The 22,004-nt window shown below is 58.3% G+C and carries 16 protein-coding genes; 5 read left to right on the top strand and 11 right to left on the bottom strand.

Annotation, left to right across the window (positions count from 1 at the left end):
* Nucleotide 1: 1 nt before the first annotated feature.
* The 9 genes from lpxK to ansB all read right to left on the bottom strand — a co-directional run bounded on the left by lpxK (nucleotide 2) and on the right by ansB (nucleotide 12,304).
* Nucleotides 2-982, bottom strand: coding sequence for a tetraacyldisaccharide 4'-kinase (gene lpxK / locus ACTJJ6_RS01280; protein ID WP_016928316.1), 981 nt, complete (start codon nucleotides 980-982; stop codon nucleotides 2-4).
* Nucleotides 982-2,730 (bottom strand): lipid A ABC transporter ATP-binding protein/permease MsbA, encoded by a 1,749-nt coding sequence (msbA, locus tag ACTJJ6_RS01275; RefSeq protein WP_110146850.1) that lies wholly within the window; start codon nucleotides 2,728-2,730, stop codon nucleotides 982-984. The genes lpxK and msbA overlap by 1 nt, the downstream gene beginning before the upstream one ends.
* A 35-nt stretch (nucleotides 2,731-2,765) precedes the next feature.
* Complete coding sequence (locus ACTJJ6_RS01270; protein WP_440802068.1) at nucleotides 2,766-4,997, bottom strand: ComEC family protein; 2,232 nt, start codon at nucleotides 4,995-4,997, stop codon at nucleotides 2,766-2,768.
* Between the two features lie 315 nt (nucleotides 4,998-5,312).
* The gene (gene ihfB / locus ACTJJ6_RS01265) at nucleotides 5,313-5,597 is read right to left on the bottom strand and encodes an integration host factor subunit beta (RefSeq protein WP_004928264.1); all 285 of its coding nucleotides are present in this window, start codon (nucleotides 5,595-5,597) and stop codon (nucleotides 5,313-5,315) included.
* A 62-nt stretch (nucleotides 5,598-5,659) separates the two neighbouring features.
* Nucleotides 5,660-7,333, bottom strand: coding sequence for a 30S ribosomal protein S1 (gene rpsA, locus ACTJJ6_RS01260; protein ID WP_004928267.1), 1,674 nt, complete (start codon nucleotides 7,331-7,333; stop codon nucleotides 5,660-5,662).
* 184 nt (nucleotides 7,334-7,517) lie between these two features.
* The gene (gene cmk, locus ACTJJ6_RS01255; RefSeq protein WP_028127992.1) at nucleotides 7,518-8,207 is read right to left on the bottom strand and encodes a (d)CMP kinase; all 690 of its coding nucleotides are present in this window, start codon (nucleotides 8,205-8,207) and stop codon (nucleotides 7,518-7,520) included.
* A gap of 262 nt (nucleotides 8,208-8,469) precedes the next feature.
* Complete coding sequence (gene aroA, locus ACTJJ6_RS01250) at nucleotides 8,470-9,756, bottom strand: 3-phosphoshikimate 1-carboxyvinyltransferase (RefSeq protein WP_016928320.1); 1,287 nt, start codon at nucleotides 9,754-9,756, stop codon at nucleotides 8,470-8,472.
* A 113-nt stretch (nucleotides 9,757-9,869) separates the two neighbouring features.
* Nucleotides 9,870-10,955 carry a 3-phosphoserine/phosphohydroxythreonine transaminase gene (serC, locus tag ACTJJ6_RS01245; protein ID WP_028127991.1) on the bottom strand — a complete coding sequence of 362 codons (1,086 nt, stop codon included), beginning with the start codon at nucleotides 10,953-10,955 and terminating at the stop codon, nucleotides 9,870-9,872.
* A 302-nt stretch (nucleotides 10,956-11,257) separates the two neighbouring features.
* Nucleotides 11,258-12,304, bottom strand: a complete 1,047-nt coding sequence (ansB, locus tag ACTJJ6_RS01240; RefSeq protein WP_016928322.1) for an L-asparaginase 2 — start codon at nucleotides 12,302-12,304, stop codon at nucleotides 11,258-11,260.
* A gap of 148 nt (nucleotides 12,305-12,452) precedes the next feature.
* Between ansB and ycaO the strand changes: the two genes are divergently transcribed.
* From ycaO to pflA, 4 genes are all read left to right on the top strand, one after another.
* On the top strand, nucleotides 12,453-14,216 hold the full coding sequence (gene ycaO, locus ACTJJ6_RS01235) for a 30S ribosomal protein S12 methylthiotransferase accessory factor YcaO (protein ID WP_033640817.1): 1,764 nt from the start codon (nucleotides 12,453-12,455) through the stop codon (nucleotides 14,214-14,216).
* Between the two features lie 461 nt (nucleotides 14,217-14,677).
* Entirely contained in the window at nucleotides 14,678-15,538 is an 861-nt protein-coding gene (focA, locus tag ACTJJ6_RS01230; protein ID WP_004928284.1) for a formate transporter FocA, read from the top strand.
* Between the two features lie 54 nt (nucleotides 15,539-15,592).
* On the top strand, nucleotides 15,593-17,875 hold the full coding sequence (pflB, locus tag ACTJJ6_RS01225) for a formate C-acetyltransferase (protein WP_016928324.1): 2,283 nt from the start codon (nucleotides 15,593-15,595) through the stop codon (nucleotides 17,873-17,875).
* 281 nt (nucleotides 17,876-18,156) lie between these two features.
* Complete coding sequence (gene pflA / locus ACTJJ6_RS01220) at nucleotides 18,157-18,897, top strand: pyruvate formate lyase 1-activating protein (protein WP_016928325.1); 741 nt, start codon at nucleotides 18,157-18,159, stop codon at nucleotides 18,895-18,897.
* Between the two features lie 48 nt (nucleotides 18,898-18,945).
* Here the strand turns inward: pflA and ACTJJ6_RS01215 are convergent, their stop codons facing one another.
* Complete coding sequence (locus tag ACTJJ6_RS01215; protein ID WP_028127990.1) at nucleotides 18,946-20,097, bottom strand: MFS transporter; 1,152 nt, start codon at nucleotides 20,095-20,097, stop codon at nucleotides 18,946-18,948.
* A 163-nt stretch (nucleotides 20,098-20,260) separates the two neighbouring features.
* Between ACTJJ6_RS01215 and ACTJJ6_RS01210 the strand changes: the two genes are divergently transcribed.
* Nucleotides 20,261-20,626 carry a DUF1801 domain-containing protein gene (locus ACTJJ6_RS01210; RefSeq protein WP_049300517.1) on the top strand — a complete coding sequence of 122 codons (366 nt, stop codon included), beginning with the start codon at nucleotides 20,261-20,263 and terminating at the stop codon, nucleotides 20,624-20,626.
* Between the two features lie 53 nt (nucleotides 20,627-20,679).
* Here the strand turns inward: ACTJJ6_RS01210 and serS are convergent, their stop codons facing one another.
* Complete coding sequence (serS, locus tag ACTJJ6_RS01205; protein WP_016928328.1) at nucleotides 20,680-21,972, bottom strand: serine--tRNA ligase; 1,293 nt, start codon at nucleotides 21,970-21,972, stop codon at nucleotides 20,680-20,682.
* Nucleotides 21,973-22,004 lie beyond the last annotated feature (32 nt).

Below are 22,004 nucleotides of genomic sequence, written 5' to 3'. Positions count from 1 at the left end.
ATTACTTAGTCAGCAGAGATTCGATATCCTGCAGCAATTGCTCAGCCTGAGCGGAAGGTAGCACCGCATCAACCGGCAAATACCACCAATTAGGCTGGGCAAAGGCGCGACACTTCACCGCGTCCTTCTCCGTCATCAACAGCGTTTGATCGGCTGCAACCAGCGCCGCCAGCTGTTCCTGCTGATATTCCTGATGATCGGCAAACGCCACTTCCTGTACGACTTCGACGTTCAACTTTTCCAACGTCGCGAAGAAACGCGGCGGATGGCCGATGCCGGCCATCGCCACCACGCGCGGCAGCTCAGCCGCCGGGCGACGTTCACCGCTCAGCAGGTTCACCGCATCACGCGCCTGCAGGCGCATGGCAATTTCCCCGGCCTGCGCCACGCCGCCATTGGCGACGCGCGCATCGACGCTGCCAAGCCGCGCGGCACGCTCGCGCATCGGCCCGGCCGGCAACCACCAGCCGTTGCCGAAACGACGCACGCCGTCGATGACCACCAGCTCGAAGTCACGCTGTAAAGCGTAGTGCTGCAAACCGTCGTCGGTGATGATCACATCCAGCGGCTGTTGTTGTAGCAGGGCCTGCACCGCCTCGGCTCGCTTGGGCGCGATCGCCACAGGCGCACCGGTACGTTGATAAATCAGCACCGGCTCATCGCCCGCCTCGCGGGTCGACGTATTCTGACCGAGCACCAGCGGATAAACCGCCGACTTGCCGCCGTAGCCGCGTGACACCACGCCAACGCGATAGCCCCGCTGTTGCAGGTGTTCCACCAGCCAAATCACCATCGGCGTTTTGCCGTTGCCGCCGGCGGTGAGGTTACCCACCACCACTACCGGCACCGGCGAACGCCAACTTTTACGCAGGCCGCAGCGGTAACTGAGACGGATCAGCCAACTGAACAAGCCATAGAGCCACGAGAGCGGCAATAGCGCCAGATAAAGCAACGAACCGCCGGACCAGATGCGCTCAATCATTATTGACCAAACTGCATGCGGTGCAGCTGCGCATAGGCGCCTTGGCGCTCAAGCAACTCGGCGTGTTCACCGCGTTCGACGATGCGGCCGTCCTCCACCACCAGGATCTCGTCCGCCTTCTCAATGGTCGACAGACGGTGCGCGATCACCAGTGAAGTGCGGTCTTTCTGCAGTTCGTCCAGCGCGGCCTGAATGGCACGCTCGGACTCGGTATCCAGCGCAGACGTCGCCTCATCCAGGATCAGGATCGGGCAATCGCGCAGCAAAGCACGCGCGATGGCAATGCGCTGGCGCTGGCCGCCGGACAGCATCACGCCATTTTCACCGATCACCGTATCCAGGCCGTTTTCCATCTTGTTGATGAAGTCCATCGCGTACGCCATTTCCGCCGCTTTCTCAATCTGCTCGCGGCTGTATTCGCTCTCGCGCGCATAGGCGATGTTGTTGGCGATAGTGTCGTTGAACAGGTGCACATTTTGCGAGACCAAGGCCACCTGATTGCGCAGCGAGGCCAGGGTATATTCACGCAGATCGTGACCATCCATCAGGATTTCACCTTCCTGAATATCGTAGAAGCGCGTCAACAGGTTGGCGATGGTGGATTTACCCGAACCGGAACGGCCCACCAGCGCGACGGTCTTGCCTTCAGCGATTTTCAGGTTGATATCACGCAGCGCCGGCGTGTCTTTGGCCGGGTAGTAGAAGGTGACGTTACGGAATTCGATGTCGCCTTTCGCACGCTTCACTTCGCGGGTGCCGGTGTCTTTTTCCTGTTCCATATCCAAAATGGAGAACAGCGTCTGACAGGCCGCCATCCCTCGCTGGAACTGGGCATTGACGTTGGTCAGCGACTTCAGCGGACGCATCAGCGCGATCATCGACGAGAACACCACGGTAATGGTACCGGCGGTCAGGGTTTCCATCACGCTTGGGAAGCTGGCGGCAAACAGCACGAACGCCAGGGCCAGCGAAGCAATCAGTTGAATGATCGGATCGGAAATGGAAGACGCGGAAACCAGTTTCATGCCCTGTTGGCGCATGCGGTTGCTCACCGAGTTAAAACGCTCGGTTTCTACTTGCTGGCCACCGAAAATCAGCACTTCTTTATGGCCTTTCAGCATCTGTTCGGCACTGGTGGTCACCTGCCCCATGGTGTTCTGCATGTTCTTGCTGATGTTGCGGAAACGCTTGGACACCAGGCGAATGGCGATGGAGACGATCGGTGCCAGCACGATCAGGATCACCGACAGCTGCCAGCTGTAGTAGAACATCATGATGAACAGGCCAATGATCGAGGCTCCTTCACGCACCACGGTCACCAGCGCGCTGGAAGAGGAGGAAGCCACCTGCTCGGAATCATAGGTAATGCGCGACAGTAAAGTCCCGGTGGACTGCTGATCGAAGAAGGCCACCGGCATTCTCATCATGTGGCCAAACAGGCGGCGACGCATTTGCATCACCACCATGCCGGAAACCCAGGAAATGCAGTAGCTTGAAACAAAGCTGGTCACGCCGCGCATCAGCATCAGCGCAATCACCGCCAGCGGCATCCACACCAGCACGCTGCTGTCGGTTTTTCCAAACCCATCGTCCAATAACGGTTTAAGCAGAGACAGCATCAGCGTGTCCCCCGCTGCGTTCATAATCAACGCAATGGCGGCCACAATCAGCCCGGTCTTAAAAGGAGTGATCATCGGCCAGAGTCGACGGAACGTCTGCCAGGTCGAGAGATCTTTATCATTCATCATGCAAATACCAGCATCGGAAGAAATAGCGGCCTATTTTACTCATTATCACCCTCTACGCCAAACCGCTGATGGTACCAACGGGGCATTAATTGTTCGCGAAAGCCTTTAATTTGCCAATCGTTGTCGAAAAAAAGTACCGATAACTGACCGGAGCGCGTCGTATCGCGCCATTGAATGTCATTTGCCCGGTATCTGGCGACCACTTTCCGCGCCGGCAATCGCCATTTGTTGTAACGCGATGCGGACGCCAGCGCCGCTTCGGGATTGACCGCGCGCAGAAACGGCGGCGTAGAAGACGTCTTGCTGCCGTGATGCCCCACCTGCAACACCGTGGCAGCCAAACGATCGCGCCGCAACCGTAACAGCTGCTCCTCCGCCTTCTTTTCCGCATCACCGGTGAGCAGCAAACTGTATTGCCCATCGTCGATGCGGATCACGCAGGAGTCGTCATTGACCGGCCTTTTGCGCGTTTTCGGTGGCCACAGCACCTCGAATTGCAGCGATTGCCAGCGCCAACGCTCACCGGCGACGCAGGGCAAGTGTCCTTCCCCGCGTATCGGGCTGCGCACCGTCGCCTGAGGAAATGCCCGCCGCATCACCGGCAGCCCGCCGATATGATCGAGGTGAATATGGCTGATAATGATCTGCTCCAGTTCAATATTCCGCCAGTTCAGCATCGGTAAGATATGCCGTTCGGCGGCGCTGCCCGCGGGCCAACGATCGCCGGTATCGTACAGTATCCCCTTGCCGTTTTGCTCGATAACCACCGCCAACCCGTGCCCGACATCAAGCATATCGACGCGCCAGCGATAGTCCGGCGCTTTGCCACGCCACAACACGCAGCATACCGCCACCGCCGCCAGCCCCGGCGCATAGCGCCACCACCAATGAAAACGCCAGCAGATAACGATAAGCCATCCCGCTATGCTGGCCAGCAGCGAGGCGGCTCCCAAATCCACCCAACCGCGTTGCAGGTAATGCAGCGGCACAAACACCCCGCTCAACGTGAAATCTGCCAACCACCAAAGCCCGTAACTTAGCGAGGGGAGGACGCCGCCAATCACCGCCAGCAAAATCAACGGCACCGTCACCAATGAGACGATGGGCACCGCCCAAAGATTGGCGGGCAGCGAGGTCAGCGTCAGACCTAAGAACAGCGCGACCTGCATCGGCACCAGCAACAACGTCATACCCAGCTGAATATGCAGCCAACGCACCGGCGCCCAATACCAGGCCGACCGGAATCGCTCACCGAGCGGCGCCCATTCAAACCAAAAAATCAAACACCCCACCGCCAGCACCGACAGCCAGAAACTGTCTGACAAAACCGCCAACGGATCGCACAGCAAAATCAGCCCGATACACCACAACCACACTTGCCAGGAAGAACAATGAACGCCGCGCAAGCGCAGCAGCATCCACAGCGTCATCGCCAACGCGGTACGCACCGCCGGCGGCTGGGCGCCCACCAACCAAACATAGATCAGCGTCGCCACCCAGCCTGCGACCAATGGAAAGCGATAGCCAATCAAATGGGCGGGCAGAAAAAACTGCAGCGCGCGCAACGCGGCCCAGAACAAAATGGCGACCATCGCCACATGCACCCCTGAAATGGCCATCAGGTGAGCGATGCCGGTCTTCAGCATCAGCGTGCGCAAAGCCTGCTCCAGCGCGGTTCGTTCCCCAAACGCCAGCGCCAGCAATACCGCCTTGTAACGCAATTCACCGATGTTGGTTTCCGCATGGCTGATGATGCGCTGGCGCAGCCCGCAATCGCCATCCAGCAAACGAGCCTGCCTGACCCGGCCCGTCAACGGTTGGCGCTGGGCGATCGCCCAACGTTGGCTGTCAAATCCGCCTTCATTGAGCTTGCCATGTACCGGCCGCAGGCGCAGTTTCAATTGCCAACGCTGCCCGGCGCATAGCCGCTGCTGTTCGGGAGCCCACGTCGTGGTAAACGCCAGCGCAGGCGCCAACCAATGACCGTCGACCCGCTCGATGCGCATCAGCGTCTGTTTACTGGCGGCGGGCTCCAGCGCGACGCTGCTCACCTGCACCACCGCCGTCACGTCCGGCATGCGAGTTAAGCGATCCATTTGCCCGATCAGGCTGCCGGCGTTGAAAACCGCCCATATGAATCCCAATCCCAGGCAGGCCAAATAGCGGCAGAATGGCCTGCGCGTGCGCAGCAGTAAACAGACAACAAGCACGAGCGGCCACAGCTGCCATTGCTCAGGCAACTGCGGTAAAACCAACAGCGGCAGGATGCCGCAGATAACGGCGAGTATCGCCAGATCCAGCGAAATTTTGATCGCTCTTCTCCCATCGGCTCCGCCATGAGCAAAAGCGCATCACGGCAAGCAAGCAGGATCATTCAGGCGACATGTCACCGCCAGCAGGCTTTAACGAAGATGCGGTGAACATGGCAGGATAAGAGAGATCTATGCAGGAGCCACATCGTAAATGCGGCGTAGTCCGCAACTCGCGAGCATATCGCGGAGAATTGCAGGCGAAAAAAAACGGCGCCTTACAGGCACCGTTTTATATTCTTTTCAAGCAACAACGCTATGATCAGTCAGCGACTAGCCATAGATATTGGCGCGGTCACGCAACTCTTTGCCTGGCTTGAAGTGAGGAACGTATTTACCGTCCAGCTCTACTTTGTCACCGGTTTTCGGGTTGCGGCCTACACGCGGGGCACGGTAGTGAAGAGAAAAACTGCCGAATCCGCGGATCTCAATGCGTTCGCCCTCGGCCAGCGTTGCGGCCATGTGCTCAAGCATCTCTTTCACTGCATCCTCAACGGCCTTCGCCGGAATATGAGATTGCTGGCCAGCAAGTCTTTCAATAAGTTCAGACTTGGTCATAGTACCTCCAAGCTTTGCAGCTAAACTACCGTATCGGGGCGGTCAGCGACCGCCCCCCGTCATTACTCGCCTTTAGCCGCTTTGAAAGCTTCAGCCATTGCGTTAGAGAAGTTGCCTTCTTCCTGTTTGTTGTTAACAGTTGCGATGGCGTCTTTCTCGTCAGCTTCGTCCTTAGCACGTACGGACAGGCTTACAACGCGGTTCTTACGGTCAACGCCGGTGAATTTAGCTTCAACTTCGTCACCTACGTTCAGAACCAGAGTTGCATCTTCAATGCGGTCGCGAGAGGCTTCAGATGCACGCAGGTAACCTTCTACGCCGCCTGCCAATTCAACTGTAGCACCTTTGGCGTCAACTGCAGTGACTTTACCAGTAACAATAGCACCTTTCTTGTTCATAGACAGGTAGTTATTGAACGGGTCTTCAGCCAGTTGCTTCACGCCCAGGGAGATACGCTCGCGCTCTGCGTCAACTTGCAGAACAACCGCAGCGATTTCGTCGCCTTTCTTGTATTCACGTACTGCTTCTTCGCCTGCAACGTTCCAGGAGATGTCAGACAGGTGAACCAGGCCGTCGATGCCGCCGTCCAGGCCGATGAAGATACCGAAGTCAGTGATAGACTTGATTTTACCTTCAACGCGGTCGCCCTTATTGTGGGTTTCTGCGAACTGCTGCCATGGGTTGGATTTGCACTGCTTCAGGCCCAGGGAGATACGACGACGTTCTTCATCGATGTCCAGAACCATCACTTCCACTACGTCGCCCACGTTAACAACTTTGGACGGATGGATGTTTTTGTTGGTCCAATCCATTTCAGAAACGTGTACCAGACCTTCAACGCCTTCTTCGATTTCTACGAAGCAGCCGTAATCAGTCAGGTTGGTTACACGGCCAGTCAGCTTGGTGCCTTCTGGGTAACGTTTCGCGATAGCAACCCATGGATCTTCGCCCAGCTGTTTCAGGCCCAGGGATACACGAGTACGCTCGCGGTCGAACTTCAGCACTTTAACAGTGATTTCATCGCCAACATTGACGATTTCGCTTGGGTGCTTAACGCGTTTCCAAGCCATGTCAGTGATGTGCAGCAGGCCGTCTACGCCGCCCAGATCAACGAATGCACCGTAGTCAGTGAGGTTCTTAACGATACCTTTAACTTCCATGCCTTCCTGCAGGTTTTCCAGCAGTTGATCGCGCTCAGCGCTGTTTTCGGATTCGATAACCGCACGGCGAGAAACGACAACGTTGTTGCGCTTCTGATCCAGCTTGATGACTTTGAACTCAAGCTCTTTGCCTTCCAGGTGCAGAGTGTCACGTACCGGACGCACGTCAACCAGGGAACCTGGCAGGAACGCGCGGATGCCGTTCAGCTCGACGGTGAAGCCACCCTTCACTTTGCCGTTGATAACACCGGTTACAGTCTCAGCTTCTTCGTAGGCTTTTTCCAGCGTGATCCAAGCTTCGTGACGCTTAGCTTTCTCACGGGACAGCAGGGTTTCACCGAAGCCGTCTTCAACAGCATCCAGAGCAACGTCAACTTCGTCACCAACCTGGATTTCCAGCTCGCCCTGGGCGTTTTTGAATTGCTCAGCCGGGATGGCAGACTCAGATTTCAGACCGGCGTCAACCAGTACGATATCTTTGTCGATAGCAACAACGACGCCACGAACGATGGAACCCGGGCGGGTTTCGATTTCTTTTAAGGATTCTTCAAAGAGTTGAGCGAAAGATTCAGTCATGTTGTTAATCTTCAGGGTTCTTTAGTTTAACGTCCATTTAGCGTCCCGCCGAATGGGGTTGTTTCACATACCCCGCCATTGGCTCCATGCCGACAGGGTTTAAGGTTACAGGGGTAAAATTTTACCCGATATATTGCGATACCGCTATGACAAATATGACAAAAAGCCAATAGCGCCGCCGCGCTTATTGCTGCGGCAACGCCAACACTTTCTGTGCATACGTCAACGCCTGCTGGATCACTTCCTCTATCGACATGCTGGTAGAATCCAGTACGAGGGCGTCAGAAGCGGGCACCAGAGGCGCGATAGGCCGATTACGGTCACGGTCGTCCCGTTCCTTTATCTCGGCTAAAAGACGTTCAAAGTTAACATTAAAGCCCTTCTCCTGCAACTGCAGCATGCGGCGGTGCGCGCGCTCCTCCGAGCTGGCGTCGAGGAAAATCTTGACCGGCGCGTCCGGGAACACCACCGTGCCCATGTCGCGGCCATCGGCAATCAGGCCGGGCGCCTCGCGAAACGCGCGCTGGCGGCGCAGCAACGCCTCGCGCACGCGCGGAAACGCCGCCGCTTGCGACGCGGTGTTGCCGACGGTTTCGGTGCGGATCTCATTGCTGACGTCCTCACCTTCCAAAATCACCTGCAGCTTGCCGTCCTGGGCAACGAAGCGAACATCGAGATGTGCGGCCAGCGGAACCAGCGCTTCCTCAGAAGTGATATCCACCTGATGATGCAACGCCGCCAGCGCCAGCACGCGGTAGATCGCGCCAGAATCCAGCAAACGCCAACCAAGGGACTCGGCCAACGCTTTACACAGCGTGCCTTTGCCTGCGCCACTTGGTCCATCAACGGTTATCACCGGGGCTGTAGCCGTCATTTCTCTCTCCTTCAGGTAGAAAACCTCACAGAGACACGGCGCGCTTCGACTCGAAGCCCGTGCGCTCTGCCACCTGCCCAATCAGGGGCAAATACGGTGGCGTATTATACGCTGCCCTACGGCAATCTGTTACCCTGGAACTGTCCGGTTGTTGAAAATAAGCGCACAACCGCGAAAAAGTATAGAAGAAACGCCGGTCGCCGAAGGTTAAAAACGATAAAGGCCCACAAAGGGGCCTTAAAAGAAACGATTTGACGGGTTACTACGCCGGCTGGCTGATGCGCGCCAACTGCTCGAAATAATCCGGGAAGGTTTTCGCGGTGCATTTCGGATCGAGAATGGTGACCGGGGTATCCGACAGCGCCACCAGCGAGAAGCACATCGCCATGCGGTGATCGTTGTAGGTACCGATCTCGGCGAACTGCAGTTTGGCCGGCGGCACGACGTGAATGTAGTCTTCGCCTTCGTCCACTTCCGCCCCCACTTTACGCAACTCGGTGGCCATCGCCGCCAGACGGTCGGTCTCCTTCACCCGCCAGTTGTAGATATTGCGGATGGTGGTAGGCCCCTCGGCAAACAACGCCGCGGTGGCGATGGTCATCGCCGCGTCCGGAATGTGGTTCATGTCCATGTCGATGCCGCGCAGTTCACCGCGGCTGCACTCGATGAAATCGTCGCCCCAGGTGATGCGCGCGCCCATTTTCTCCAGCACGTCGGCGAACTTGGTGTCGCCCTGCACGCTTTTGCGGCCGATGCCGGTCACGCGCACGGTGCCGCCCTTGATCGCCGCCGCCGCCAGGAAGTAAGAGGCGGAAGAAGCGTCGCCCTCAACCAGGTAGTCGCCCGGCGCGATATACGTCTGGCGCCCCTGGATATGGAATACCCGGTAGTTGTCGTGGCTCACCGATACGCCGAAGGTGCGCATCAGATGCAGCGTGATGTCGATGTAGGGCTTGGAAACCAGCTCGCCCTTGATGTGGATCTGCGTATCCTGCGGCGCCAGGGGCGCGGTCATCAGCAACGCGGTCAAGAACTGGCTGGAGACGCTGCCGTCAACGGTGACGTCGCCGCCCTGGAAACCGCCGCGCAGGCGAATCGGCGGGTAATCGGTCTGCTCAAGGTAATCAATCTGCGCCCCGCCCTGGCGCAACGCGTCCACCAGATGGCCGATCGGGCGTTCTTTCATGCGGGGTTCCCCGGTCAGCACCACATCACCTTCACCAAGGCACAGCGCCGCCGCCAGTGGGCGCATCGCGGTGCCGGCATTGCCGAGGAACAGTTCCAGCGGTTGGTTGGCCACCAACGGCCCGGCCACGCCGGTCACTTCACACACGGTGCGGTCGGCGGAAAGCCGGTAGTTCACGCCCAACGCCTGCAGCGCATTCAGCATATGACGCACATCGTCGCTGTCCAGCAGGTTGGTCAGCCGGGTCGTTCCCTCCGCCAGCGCCGCCAGCAGCAGAGCGCGGTTAGAAACGCTCTTCGAGCCGGGTAAGTTGACGGTGCCATTGACCAGGGCGACCGGTTGTAACGTCAGGGAATCCACCATGTGAACAAAACTCTCCAATTCTGATAAACGAAACGGCTCCGGAATAATGCCGGAGCCGCTTTAATGCAAAAGGACAACAGCCTGAGCAGCCCGCGCCTGGCGGGCTGACGGAATCAACCGTGACGACGTTCGAAGTCGGTCATGAAGTCGGTCAGCGCCTGCACGCCGGCCAGCGGCATGGCATTGTAAATAGAAGCACGCATGCCGCCAACTACCCGGTGGCCTTTCAGCGCCTGCAGGCCGATGGCCTCGGCTTCGCTGAGGAATACCTTGTCCAGCGCCGCATCGGCCAGCTGGAACGGCACGTTCATCCAGGAACGGTTGGCGATCGCCACCTGGCTGCGGTAGAAGTCGGATTTATCGATGGTCGCGTACAGCAGCTCGGCCTTGGCCTGATTGCGTTTTTGCATCTCCACCAGGCCGCCCTGCTCTTTCAGCCATTTGAACACCAGCCCGGACAAGTACCAGGCGAAGGTTGGCGGGGTGTTGAACATCGAGTCGTTCTCGGCCAGCACGGTGTAATCGAGGATAGACGGCACTTCTTTGCGCGCCTTGCCCAGCAGATCGTCGCGCACGATCACCAGCGTCAGGCCGGCCGGGCCGATATTTTTCTGCGCGCCGGCGTAAATCACGCCGAAGCGGCTGACGTCGAGCGGGCGGGACAGAATGGTCGAGGAGTAATCGCCGATCACCACTTTGTCGCCGAAGTCCGGCGTTTCATCGATGGCCACGCCGTCGATGGTTTCATTCGGGCAATAATGCACGTAAGCAGCGTCGTTGCTCAGCTGCCACTCTTTCATCGGCTTGATGCCGCTCAGGCCGTCGATGCGGGTTTTCACGTCGATGACGTTCGGGGTGCAATACTTTTCCGCTTCCTTGATGGCGCTGTGCGCCCAATAACCACCGTCGATATAGTCGGCGGTGGCCTTGTCGCCCAGCAGGTTCAGCGGCAGCGCGGCGAATTGTGCGCGGGCGCCGCCGTGGCAAAACAGCACTTTATAGTTGGAGGGGACTTTCAGCAGATCGCGCAGATCCTGTTCCGCCTGCTCGGCAACGGCGATGAATTCTTTGCTGCGGTGACTGATCTCCATCACTGACGTGCCCAGGCCGTGCCAATTGCACAGTTCCTGTTCCGCACGACGCAACACTTCCACCGGCAGCATCGCCGGGCCAGAGCTAAAATTATAAACCTGAGTCATTTCCCCTCACCACATTCACTGTTCGCCGCAGAAAAGCGACCTGTCGAAAAGATGCCCGAAGCTAACGCTCGCGTTAACCAACCCATCGGTTTTATCACTCACGCCCCATGGCTGCAACGCTTATTCGCCCGTCGGCGGCAAACGGTCGCGCCGGGTGATGACAGGCTCTGCGGCCGTCGCGATTGTTTGGACGATAAAACCCTGCGACATGGGGAAATTCAGCGGGTTAACGCGGTGTTTTATGCTGTATTCAGCCGAGATGGCTGCGGGAGCCCGGACGGCCCCCGCAGGAGAGAAAACGATCAGTACTGATTGAACATCTGCTGGATCTGCTTCGCGTCTTTGGTTTGCGTCAGCGCCAGCTGCAGCAGAATGCGCGCTTTTTGCGGATTCAGCGTGCCGGCGGCCACGAAGCCGTATTTGGCGTCGTCCACTTCCGCATCCTCGGTGGTCGCGCCGGTCGGCACGCGCGAAGAACGCACCACCGCCACGCCGTTGTGCGCCGCCGTCGCCAAGGTGTCGAACACGGTTTTATACAGGTTACCGTTGCCGACCCCGGCGCTGACGATGCCCTGATATCCTTCGGCGATCAGCGCCTTGGCCGGCGCATCGGAGGCGTTGGCGTAGTTGTAGACGATGCCGACCTTCGGCAGCTCGTTCAGCTTGCTGACGTCGAACGGCGTCTCCCGGGTATGCTTGCGCTGCGGCGAACGCTGGTAATCGATCTTGCCGTTGTGGATGTACCCCAGCGGGCCGAAGTTCGGCGACTGGAAGGTCTGCACGGCGGTGGTATTGGTCTTGGTGACGTCGCGCGCGTCCAGCACGGTGTCGTTCATCGCCACCAGCACCCCGCGGTTGGCCGATTGCGGATCCGCCGCCGTCACCACCGCGTTATACAGGTTGAACGGGCCGTCGGCGCTCATCGCCGTCGCCGGCCGCATCGCCCCGACCAGCACCACCGGCTTGTCGCACTTCACCGTCAGATCGAGGAAATAGGCCGTCTCTTCCAGCGTATCGGTACCGTGGGTGATGACGAAGCCGTCGGTTTTGCCGCAGTCGGCGTCAATTTTCTTCGCCAGCGTCAGCCAGACCTGATCGTTCATGTCCTGCGAGCCGATGTTCACCACCTGCTCCCCCCGCACGTTGGCGATGTTTTTCAGCGCCGGCACCGCATCGACCAGCGCCTCGACGCCCAGCTTGCCCGCGGTATAGTTGGATTTCGTCGCCGAATCGCCGCCGCCGGCGATGGTGCCGCCGGTCGCCAGCAGGGTGATGTTGGGCAGCGCCAGCGCCGAAGCGCTGACGCCGGTCAACAAGAGGGTTAACACGCTGAGTTTCACTGATTTCATTAGATTTCTCCGTGACAGATAACTCGCTGAATTATGGCCTTTATCCTTAAAAAAACTGTGACTTTGCCACCGCTTTAGGAATACGTGGAGCTCCAGCGTAAAACCCCGTATCATTGCGCGTTTTTAGTACGCGCAAAAAGTGAAGACAATGACGCAAACTTTTATCCCCGGTAAAGACGCCGCCCTGGAAGACTCCATCGCCCGTTTCCAGCAGAAACTGAGCGACCTCGGTTTCAACATCGAAGAAGCCTCCTGGCTGAACCCGGTGCCGCACGTGTGGTCGGTGCACATTCGCGATCGCGATTGCCCGCTGTGCTTCACCAACGGCAAAGGCGCCAGCAAAAAAGCCGCGTTGGCCTCCGCGCTGGGTGAATATTTCGAGCGCCTGTCCACCAACTACTTCTTTGCCGATTTCTATCTGGGCCGGCAGATCGCCGAAGGCGACTTCGTGCACTACCCGAATGAGAAATGGTTCCCGATCCCTGAAGACGACGCGCTGCCGGCCGGCATCCTCGACGAACGCCTGCACGCCTTCTACGATCCGCAGCAAGAGCTGAGCGCCAGCGATCTGGTCGATCTGCAATCCGGCAACGCCGATCGCGGCGTGTGCGCGCTGCCGTTTACCCGTCAGTCCGACCAGCAAACCGTGTACATCCCGATGAATATCATCGGCAACCTGTATGTTTCCAACGGCATGTCCGCGGGCAACACCGCCAACGAAGCGCGCGTGCAGGGCCTGTCGGAAGTGTTCGAGCGTTATGTGAAAAACCGCATCATCGCCGAATCCATCAGCCTGCCGGCGATCCCGGACGAAGTGCTGAACCGCTACCCGGGCGTGGTGGAAGCCATCGCCAAGTTGGAAGAGGAAGGTTTCCCGATCCTCTCCTATGACGCCTCGCTGGGCGGCAACTACCCGGTGATCTGCGTGGTGCTGTTCAACCCGACCAACGGCACCTGCTTCGCTTCATTCGGTGCGCATCCGGACTTCGGCGTGGCGCTGGAGCGCACGGTAACCGAACTGCTGCAGGGCCGCAGCCTGAAAGATCTCGACGTGTTCACCGCGCCGACCTTCGATGACGAAGAAGTGGCGGAACACACCAACCTGGAAACGCACTTCATCGACTCCAGCGGCCTGATCTCCTGGGATCTGTTCAAACAGGATGCCGATTACCCGTTCGTTGACTGGAACTTCAGCGGCAGCACGCAGGAAGAGTTCGCCACCCTGATGAGCATCTTCGACAAGGAAGACGCGGAAGTGTACATCGCCGACTACGAGCACCTGGGCGTCTACGCTTGCCGCATCATCGTGCCGGGCATGTCCGATATCTACCCGGCGGAAGACCTGCTGCTGGCCAACAACAGCATGGGCGCGCACCTGCGCGATACGCTGCTGGCGCTGCCGGGCAGCGAGTGGGAGCCGGAAGAATACCTGGCGCTGATCGAGCAGCTGGACGACGAAGGGCTGGACGATTTCACCCGCGTACGCGAACTGCTGGGCATTGCCAGCGGCAAAGACAACGCCTGGCATACCCTGCGCGTGGGCGAGCTGAAGTCGATGCTGGCGCTGGCGGGCGGCGATCTGGATCAGGCGCTGATTTGGACCGAATGGACGCAGGACTTCAACGCCTCGGTGCTGAGCCCGGCGCGCAGCAACTACTACCGCTGCCTGCAAACGCTGCTGCTGCTGGCGCAGGAGCCTGAACGCGAAGCGGCGCAATACTATACCGCGTTCGTGAAAATGTACGGCCAGGAAGCGGTCGACGCCGCCTCCGCCGCCATCAGCGGTGAAGAGCGCTTCAACGGGCTGTTCGCCGTCGATGCCGATCTGAAGGCGCTGCCGGCGCATCAGGCGCTGCTGGCGGCTTACGAGAAGCTGCAGGCGGCCAAACGCCGCCACTGGGCCAAGGCCTAAGCATCATCAGGGGGTGCCACCACTTTGGGAGTACCCCTGTTGCCAAACGCCGCACTCCGTTGCGGCGTTTTCATTTTTGCGGTTTATTTCAACGCATTCGGTTTTATTTTTTCGCCGGGAAATAGGCGGTTAAACGGCCATAAAAATAAATAAACCGTCAATTGTTGCCGGACGGTGAAATAATAATTAACCGATAATTAAACTTTCAGCGCCGCGCGGCGACAAAACGCCTAAAAATTTAACTTTACTCTATGCCGACCATTCGGTGGATTCAAAAAAATTTGCAAACATTAAAAAAATGTTTTTCATTAAAAATCAATAAATTAACCATAAAAACCACACAAAAAACACGCCATTTCGCCGCTCTACTTCCCCGCCTTATGATCCAAATCAAATTTTCCCCTATACTGCTTTGCTAGTATCTCATTGCGTTGTTTTAACCCTTAAGAGCGAGAGTTAGTTTGAAAACTGACAGCCCCTTCGATCTGATTTTACCTGCAGCAACGGCGAAAATCGCTGAAGATGCCGGCGTGTATAAAGCCACCAAACATCCGCTGAAAACGTTTTATTTGGCGATCACCGCCGGTGTCTTCATTTCCATCGCCTTCGTCTTCTACATCACGGCGACCACCGGCACCGCCGGCGTACCTTTCGGGCTGGCGAAACTGGTCGGCGGCATCTGCTTCTCTCTCGGGTTAATGCTGGTGGTGGTGTCGGGCGCCGACCTGTTCACTTCTACCGTACTTATCGTCATCGCCAAGGCCAGCGGCCGCATCAGCTGGGGCCAGCTGGGCGCCAACTGGCTGAACGTTTATCTCGGCAACCTGGTCGGCGCGCTGTTCTTCGTGGCGCTGATCTGGTTCTCCGGCGAGTATATGGTCGCCAACGGCCAGTGGGGCCTGAATGTCCTGCAAACCGCAGACCATAAGCTGCATCACACCTTCATCGAAGCCGTCTGCCTCGGCATTCTGGCTAACCTGATGGTCTGCCTGGCGGTCTGGATGAGCTACTCCGGCCGCACCCTGACCGACAAGATGCTCGCCATGGTGCTGCCGGTCGGGATGTTTGTCGCCAGCGGCTTCGAACACAGCATCGCCAACATGTTTATGATCCCTATGGGCATCGTGGTCAAACACTTCGCCACGCCGGAGTTCTGGCAAGCCGTAGGGGCGGTACCTGAGCAATTCGCTCATCTGACAGTAAGCAACTTCATCATCGACAACCTGATTCCGGTCACCCTCGGTAACATCATCGGCGGCGGTCTGCTGGTTGGGTTGACTTACTGGGTAATTTATCTGCGCGGGGGCCGCGAGCAGCACTAAGCTGTGAGTTACCGCGCGCAGAGTTAGAAATCCACAATCAAAGGTAGGTGTACAATGACCGAACTTAACGAGAAATTAGCCAACGCTTGGGAAGGTTTCAGCAAGGGTGACTGGCAGAATGAAGTCAACGTTCGTGACTTCATCCAGAAAAACTACACGCCTTATGAAGGTGACGAATCCTTCCTGGCTGGCGCAACTCAAGCCACCACCACCTTGTGGGACAAGGTTATGGAAGGGATCAAACTGGAAAACCGCACTCATGCGCCGGTTGATTTCGACACCAACGTTGCTTCAACCATCATTTCTCACGACGCGGGTTACATCGCCAAAGAGCTGGAAACCATCGTGGGTCTGCAGACCGACGCCCCTCTGAAACGCGCGCTGATCCCGTTCGGCGGCATCAAAATGGTCGAAGGTTCGTGCAAAGTGTACGGCCGCGAGCTGGATCCGCAGCTGAAAAAAGTGTTCACCGAATACCGTAAAACCCACAACCAGGGCGTATTCGACGTTTACACCAAAGACATCCTGAACTGCCGTAAATCCGGCGTGCTGACCGGTCTGCCAGACGCCTACGGCCGCGGCCGCATCATCGGCGACTACCGCCGCGTGGCGCTGTACGGCATCGACTTCCTGATGGCCGACAAACTGAACCAGTTCAAATCGCTGCAGGAAAAACTGGAAAACGGCGAAGACCTGGAAATGACCATCCAGCTGCGCGAAGAGATCGCTGAACAGCACCGCGCTCTGGCTCAGATCAAAGAGATGGCCGCCAAATACGGCTACGACATCTCCGGCCCGGCCACCAGCGCGCAAGAAGCGGTGCAGTGGACCTACTTCGGCTACCTGGCCGCGGTGAAATCCCAGAACGGCGCCGCCATGTCCTTCGGCCGCGTGTCCACCTTCCTCGACGTGTTCATCGAACGCGACATCAAGGCGGGCAAACTGACCGAAGAACAAGCGCAGGAACTGATCGACCACCTGGTGATGAAACTGCGTATGGTGCGCTTCCTGCGTACCCCTGAGTACGATGAGCTGTTCTCCGGCGACCCAATCTGGGCGACTGAGTCCCTGGCCGGTATGGGCGTCGACGGCCGTACCCTGGTCACCAAAAACAGCTTCCGCTTCCTGAACACCCTGTACACCATGGGGCCGTCTCCGGAGCCGAACATGACCATCCTGTGGTCTGAGAAGCTGCCGCTGAACTTCAAGAAATTCGCGGCGAAAGTGTCCATCGACACCTCTTCCGTTCAGTACGAAAACGACGACCTGATGCGCCCTGACTTCAACAACGATGACTATGCCATCGCTTGCTGCGTCAGCCCGATGATCGTCGGCAAACAAATGCAGTTCTTCGGCGCCCGCGCCAACCTGGCGAAAACCATGCTGTACGCCATCAACGGCGGCGTTGACGAAAAACTGAAAATGCAGGTCGGCCCGAAAGAAGCGCCGATGATGGACGAAGTGCTGGACTATGACAAAGTCATGGCGCGCATGGATCACTTTATGGATTGGCTGGCCAAGCAGTACGTGACCGCGCTGAACATCATTCACTACATGCACGACAAGTACAGCTACGAAGCTGCGCTGATGGCGCTGCATGACCGTGACGTTTATCGCACCATGGCTTGCGGCATCGCCGGTCTGTCCGTTGCGGCCGACTCCCTGTCCGCCATCAAGTACGCGAAAGTCACCACCATTCGCGACGAAGACGGCCTGGCTATCGACTTCAAAGTGGAAGGCGAGTATCCGCAGTTCGGTAACAACGACGCCCGCGTCGATGACATCGCCTGCGACCTGGTGGAACGTTTCATGAAGAAAATTCAGAAACTGCGCACCTACCGCAACGCGGTACCGACTCAGTCCGTACTGACCATCACCTCCAACGTGGTGTACGGCAAGAAAACCGGTAACACCCCGGATGGCCGCCGCGCCGGCGCACCGTTCGGCCCAGGCGCCAACCCGATGCACGGCCGCGACCAGAAAGGCGCAGTAGCCTCCCTGACCTCGGTAGCCAAACTGCCGTTTGCCTACGCGAAAGACGGGATCTCCTACACCTTCTCCATCGTGCCTAACGCGCTGGGTAAAGACGACGACGTGCGTAAAGCCAACCTGGCAGGCCTGATGGATGGTTACTTCCACCATGAAGCCTCCATCGAAGGCGGTCAGCACCTGAACGTCAACGTGATGAACCGCGAAATGCTGCTGGACGCGATGGAAAACCCTGAGAAGTACCCTCAGCTGACCATCCGCGTCTCCGGTTACGCCGTGCGCTTCAACTCGCTGACCAAAGAGCAGCAGCAGGACGTCATTACTCGTACCTTCACTCAAACGATGTAATGCGCCAACCGGGCGGGAAACCGCCCGGTGCCAACGTCGGGGCCGGTTCTGCCGGCCCTTTTCTCCCACCGCTCTCCCCTGACTCTGTACGAGTCTGTTTTGCCGGACATCTATACTGGATGGATAGCCGGCAAAACAGTTATCCGGCAACTGACCGGCCGACAGGCATCATTACCCCCGGTGGCGGGCTCACCCCGCCACTGCATCGCAGATACCTGGCCGGCGGCCACGCGCCTATTTTTAGACTGCGTTTGACAGTCAATATTGGAGAAAAACCCGCAATGTCAGTAACTGGTCGCATCCACTCCTTCGAATCCTGCGGCACCGTCGATGGGCCCGGGATCCGCTTTATCGTCTTCTTCCAGGGCTGCCTGATGCGCTGCCTCTATTGCCATAACCGCGACACCTGGGACACCCACGGCGGCAAAGAAGTGACCGTCGAAGAGCTGATGAAAGACGCGGTGGCCTACCGCCACTTCATGAATGCCTCCGGCGGCGGCGTGACCGCGTCCGGCGGCGAGGCGATCCTGCAGGCTGAATTCGTGCGCGACTGGTTCCGCGCCTGCCACGCCGAAGGCATCAATACCTGCCTGGACACCAATGGCTTCGTGCGCCGCTACGATCCGGTGATCGACGAGTTGCTGGACACCACCGATCTGGTCATGCTGGATCTGAAACAGATGAACGACGATATCCACCAGAATCTGGTCGGCGTCTCCAACCACCGCACGTTGGAATTCGCCCGCTACCTGGCGAAACGCAATCAGCGCACCTGGATCCGTTACGTAGTGGTGCCGGGCTGGTCAGACGACGATAAATCGGCGCACCTGCTGGGCGAGTTCACCAAAGACATGACCAACATCGAGAAAATCGAGCTGCTGCCTTACCACGAGCTGGGCAAGCACAAATGGATAGCGATGGGGGAAGAGTACAAACTGGACGGTGTGCACCCGCCGAAGGCCGAGACCATGGATCGCGTCAAAGGCATCCTGGAAAGCTACGGCCACAAAGTGATTTACTGATTGGCGCACGCCAAAAGAAAAACCGGCTCATGGCCGGTTTTTTTATGCTCAGGCGGCGGCGAACGGCGTGTGGTGGCGATCCGGCTTCTGCTTTTTCAGCAGCATCAGCAGGTAAACCAGCGCCACGGCGGCGATCATCACGAACAGCACGCGATCGGAGTAGTTTTGCATCAGCAGCGCCGTCATCGATGGGCCCAGCAGGCTGCCGATGGTGTAACTCATCAGCAGCGCCTGGTTCATCGCCACCAGTTCATGCGGCATTGCCTTCTCGCAGGCCCAGGACATCGCCACCGGATACAGGGTAAAGCCGGCACAGCCGAGGATGAACAGTGAAGGCGCCATGGCGTAGTTGCCGAGCATCGCCACGCTGGCGAGGATCACCACGAACACCTGAATGCGCAGCACCAGCAGGCGCCCGTAACGATCGGCCAGGCGCCCGACCGGCCATTGCCCGACGATGCCGGAGCTGACCAGCAGCGCCATCCAGTAACCGACGTTGGCGTCACTCATGCCCTGATGGGAGAGATACAGCGGCATCAGGCCATACAGCGAACCGAGCACGATGCCGGAGATGATGCAGCCGTTGATGCCCAGGCGCGCGCTGCGGCGTCTCAACATTGTCCATACCGCCGCCTGCTGCGGCTCGTCTTCATGGCGGTTTACCCGCGCAAACAGCATTGGCAACATCGCGCTGATCACAATGGCGGTCACCCACGGCACCACGTGCAGCAATTCGGTCGAGGTCATGCTCAACAGCAATTGGCCGGTCACCGTACCGAGGTAATAGACAATCATATAGGCCGCCAGCAGCTGGCCACGGTTGCTCAGGTTACCGCTGCGCAACAGCGCGCTCTCCACGATCACCCAGATCCAGGCGCAACCGACGCCGGCGAAGAAGCGCCAGCCCAGCCAGCTCCAGAAATCGATCGACAGCACCATGCCGGCGGTCGCCGCGGCGAACACCAGACAAGAAAGATGATAGCTGCGGGTAAAGCCGACGCGCTGGATCAGTCTGCCCGCCACCAACGTGCCCAAGAGGTTACCGCTGAAATAAGAGGAGCTGACCATTCCCACCTGCCAGGTTGACAGCTGGGCATGGGTTAACCAAAGCGGCACTAACGTATTCAAAACGGCAATGGATACCGTGAGCAGCAAAAGGCCGCAGAGCAATAGGAGCACTGGGCGGGAGTATGCGGACATAGTGAAATTGTGACCGAACGCGCAATGAGAGTGCGCGCATCATGCCACTGGCGATAAAAAAGTCAATCGCCTCTTATCATTCCACCGCACGATTTGTTTCCGGCTAATCGGCTGGAAAAGCGCTATGCTCAGCGCAGAGCGAATTTAACGATGGAGAAGCAAGATGAGTCACGCAAATGATGCTGCGGTAGAGACCCTGCTGGCGGACATCGGCAGCACGCACGATGAGCTGCTGGCCATTGTGCAGCAGGTACGTCGGATCGCCGCGACAAGCGGCAGTGGCGTCACCGAATCGGTCAAATACGGCGGCATCATGTTCTCGCATACTCAATTTTTCTGCGGCGTTTTCGCCTATCGCCACCACGTCACGGTGGAGTTCGGTCACGGCTACCGGCTGGTAGACAGCCATCATCAGCTCGAAGGCAACGGCCAATATCGGCGGCACATCAAGCTCCACTCGCTCGCCGAGGTGAAAAGCAAGCATCTGGCGGACTACATTAAACAGGCCTACGCGCTGGCGACAGACTGAATTCTCGACATAAAAAAAGCGCCCGCAGGCGCTTTTTTCTCGTAGCTTGCCGTTTAGCCAATATATTCCAGGCCGCCCATATAAGGACGCAGCACTTCAGGCACCTGAATGCGACCGTCGGCCTGCTGGTAGTTTTCCAGCACTGCCACCAGCGTACGGCCGACCGCCAGGCCGGAGCCGTTCAGCGTGTGAACCAGACGCGGCTTCTTGTCGGCCTTGCTGCGGCAACGCGCCTGCATGCGACGCGCCTGGAAGTCCCACATGTTGGAGCAGGACGAGATCTCGCGGTAGGTGTTCTGCGCCGGCAACCACACTTCCAGATCGTAGGTCTTGCATGCGCCGAAGCCCATATCGCCGGTGCACAGCAGCACCTTGCGGTAAGGCAGGTTCAGCAGCTGCAGCACTTTTTCCGCGTGACCGGTCAGCTCTTCCAGGGCATCCATCGAATCTTCCGGACGGACGATCTGCACCATCTCGACCTTGTCGAACTGGTGCATGCGGATCAAACCGCGGGTATCGCGACCGTAAGAACCGGCTTCCGCACGGAAGCATGGCGTGTGCGCGGTCATCTTCAGCGGCAGAGTTTCCTCTTCCACGATCTCGTCGCGCACCAGGTTGGTCAGCGGCACTTCCGCCGTTGGGATCAGCGCGTAGTTGCTGCTGTCGGCTTCTTCTTCCAGCGGGCGGGTATGGAACAGATCTTCGCCGAACTTCGGCAGTTGGCCGGTGCCATACAGCGTGGCGTGGTTGACCAAATAAGGTACGTAGGCCTCCAGGTAGCCGTGCTGCTCGGTGTGCAGATCCAGCATGAACTGGGACAGCGCGCGGTGCATGCGGGCGATTTGCCCTTTCATGACCACGAAACGCGAACCGGTCAGCTTAACCGCGGCGGCAAAATCCAGCCCGCCGGCCATTTCGCCCAGATCGACGTGATCGCGCACCGCGAAGTCGTACTGGCGCGGTTCGCCCCAGCGGGTGACTTCCAGGTTTTCGCTGTCGTCTTTACCATCCGGCACCGCGTCGTCCGGCAGGTTAGGCAGCGTCAGAGCGTAATCGCGGATCTCGCTTTGCAGCGCATCCAGCGCCGCCTTGGCGGCATCCAGCTTGTCACCCAGCTCGTTCACTTCGCGACGCAGCGGCTCGATGTCTTCCCCACGCGCTTTGGCCGCGCCGATGGATTTCGATCGGGAGTTGCGTTCCGCTTGCAGCGTTTCAGTTTCTACCTGCAGAACTTTGCGGCGTTCTTCCTGCGAACGCAGCAGATCCAGATCGAGTTTAAAGCCTCGGCGAGCCAGTTTGACGGCGACTGCGTCTAGCTCATTACGCAGCAGATTGGGATCGAGCATGCTAATCCTGTGCTTGTTGTTATTGAAAGAAG

It is taken from the genome of Serratia sp. 22278 (assembly GCF_052045405.1).
Taxonomy (GTDB): Bacteria; Pseudomonadota; Gammaproteobacteria; order Enterobacterales; family Enterobacteriaceae; genus Serratia; species Serratia marcescens.
This window is presented reverse-complemented; position numbering and strand designations above follow the sequence as displayed.

What these genes read in the sequence shown, in the direction of transcription:
- ycaO (WP_033640817.1), top strand. Translation starts at nt 12,453, where the DNA reads ATGACGCAAACTTTTATCCCCGGTAAAGACGCCGCCCTGGAAGACTCC.
- ACTJJ6_RS01210 (WP_049300517.1), top strand. Translation starts at nt 20,261, where the DNA reads ATGAGTCACGCAAATGATGCTGCGGTAGAGACCCTGCTGGCGGACATC.
- ACTJJ6_RS01215 (WP_028127990.1), bottom strand. Translation starts at nt 20,097, where the DNA reads ATGTCCGCATACTCCCGCCCAGTGCTCCTATTGCTCTGCGGCCTTTTG.
- msbA (WP_110146850.1), bottom strand. Translation starts at nt 2,730, where the DNA reads ATGATGAATGATAAAGATCTCTCGACCTGGCAGACGTTCCGTCGACTC.
- lpxK (WP_016928316.1), bottom strand. Translation starts at nt 982, where the DNA reads ATGATTGAGCGCATCTGGTCCGGCGGTTCGTTGCTTTATCTGGCGCTA.
- pflB (WP_016928324.1), top strand. Translation starts at nt 15,593, where the DNA reads ATGACCGAACTTAACGAGAAATTAGCCAACGCTTGGGAAGGTTTCAGC.
- ansB (WP_016928322.1), bottom strand. Translation starts at nt 12,304, where the DNA reads ATGAAATCAGTGAAACTCAGCGTGTTAACCCTCTTGTTGACCGGCGTC.
- rpsA (WP_004928267.1), bottom strand. Translation starts at nt 7,333, where the DNA reads ATGACTGAATCTTTCGCTCAACTCTTTGAAGAATCCTTAAAAGAAATC.
- cmk (WP_028127992.1), bottom strand. Translation starts at nt 8,207, where the DNA reads ATGACGGCTACAGCCCCGGTGATAACCGTTGATGGACCAAGTGGCGCA.
- serC (WP_028127991.1), bottom strand. Translation starts at nt 10,955, where the DNA reads ATGACTCAGGTTTATAATTTTAGCTCTGGCCCGGCGATGCTGCCGGTG.
- pflA (WP_016928325.1), top strand. Translation starts at nt 18,157, where the DNA reads ATGTCAGTAACTGGTCGCATCCACTCCTTCGAATCCTGCGGCACCGTC.
- ihfB (WP_004928264.1), bottom strand. Translation starts at nt 5,597, where the DNA reads ATGACCAAGTCTGAACTTATTGAAAGACTTGCTGGCCAGCAATCTCAT.
- aroA (WP_016928320.1), bottom strand. Translation starts at nt 9,756, where the DNA reads ATGGTGGATTCCCTGACGTTACAACCGGTCGCCCTGGTCAATGGCACC.
- serS (WP_016928328.1), bottom strand. Translation starts at nt 21,972, where the DNA reads ATGCTCGATCCCAATCTGCTGCGTAATGAGCTAGACGCAGTCGCCGTC.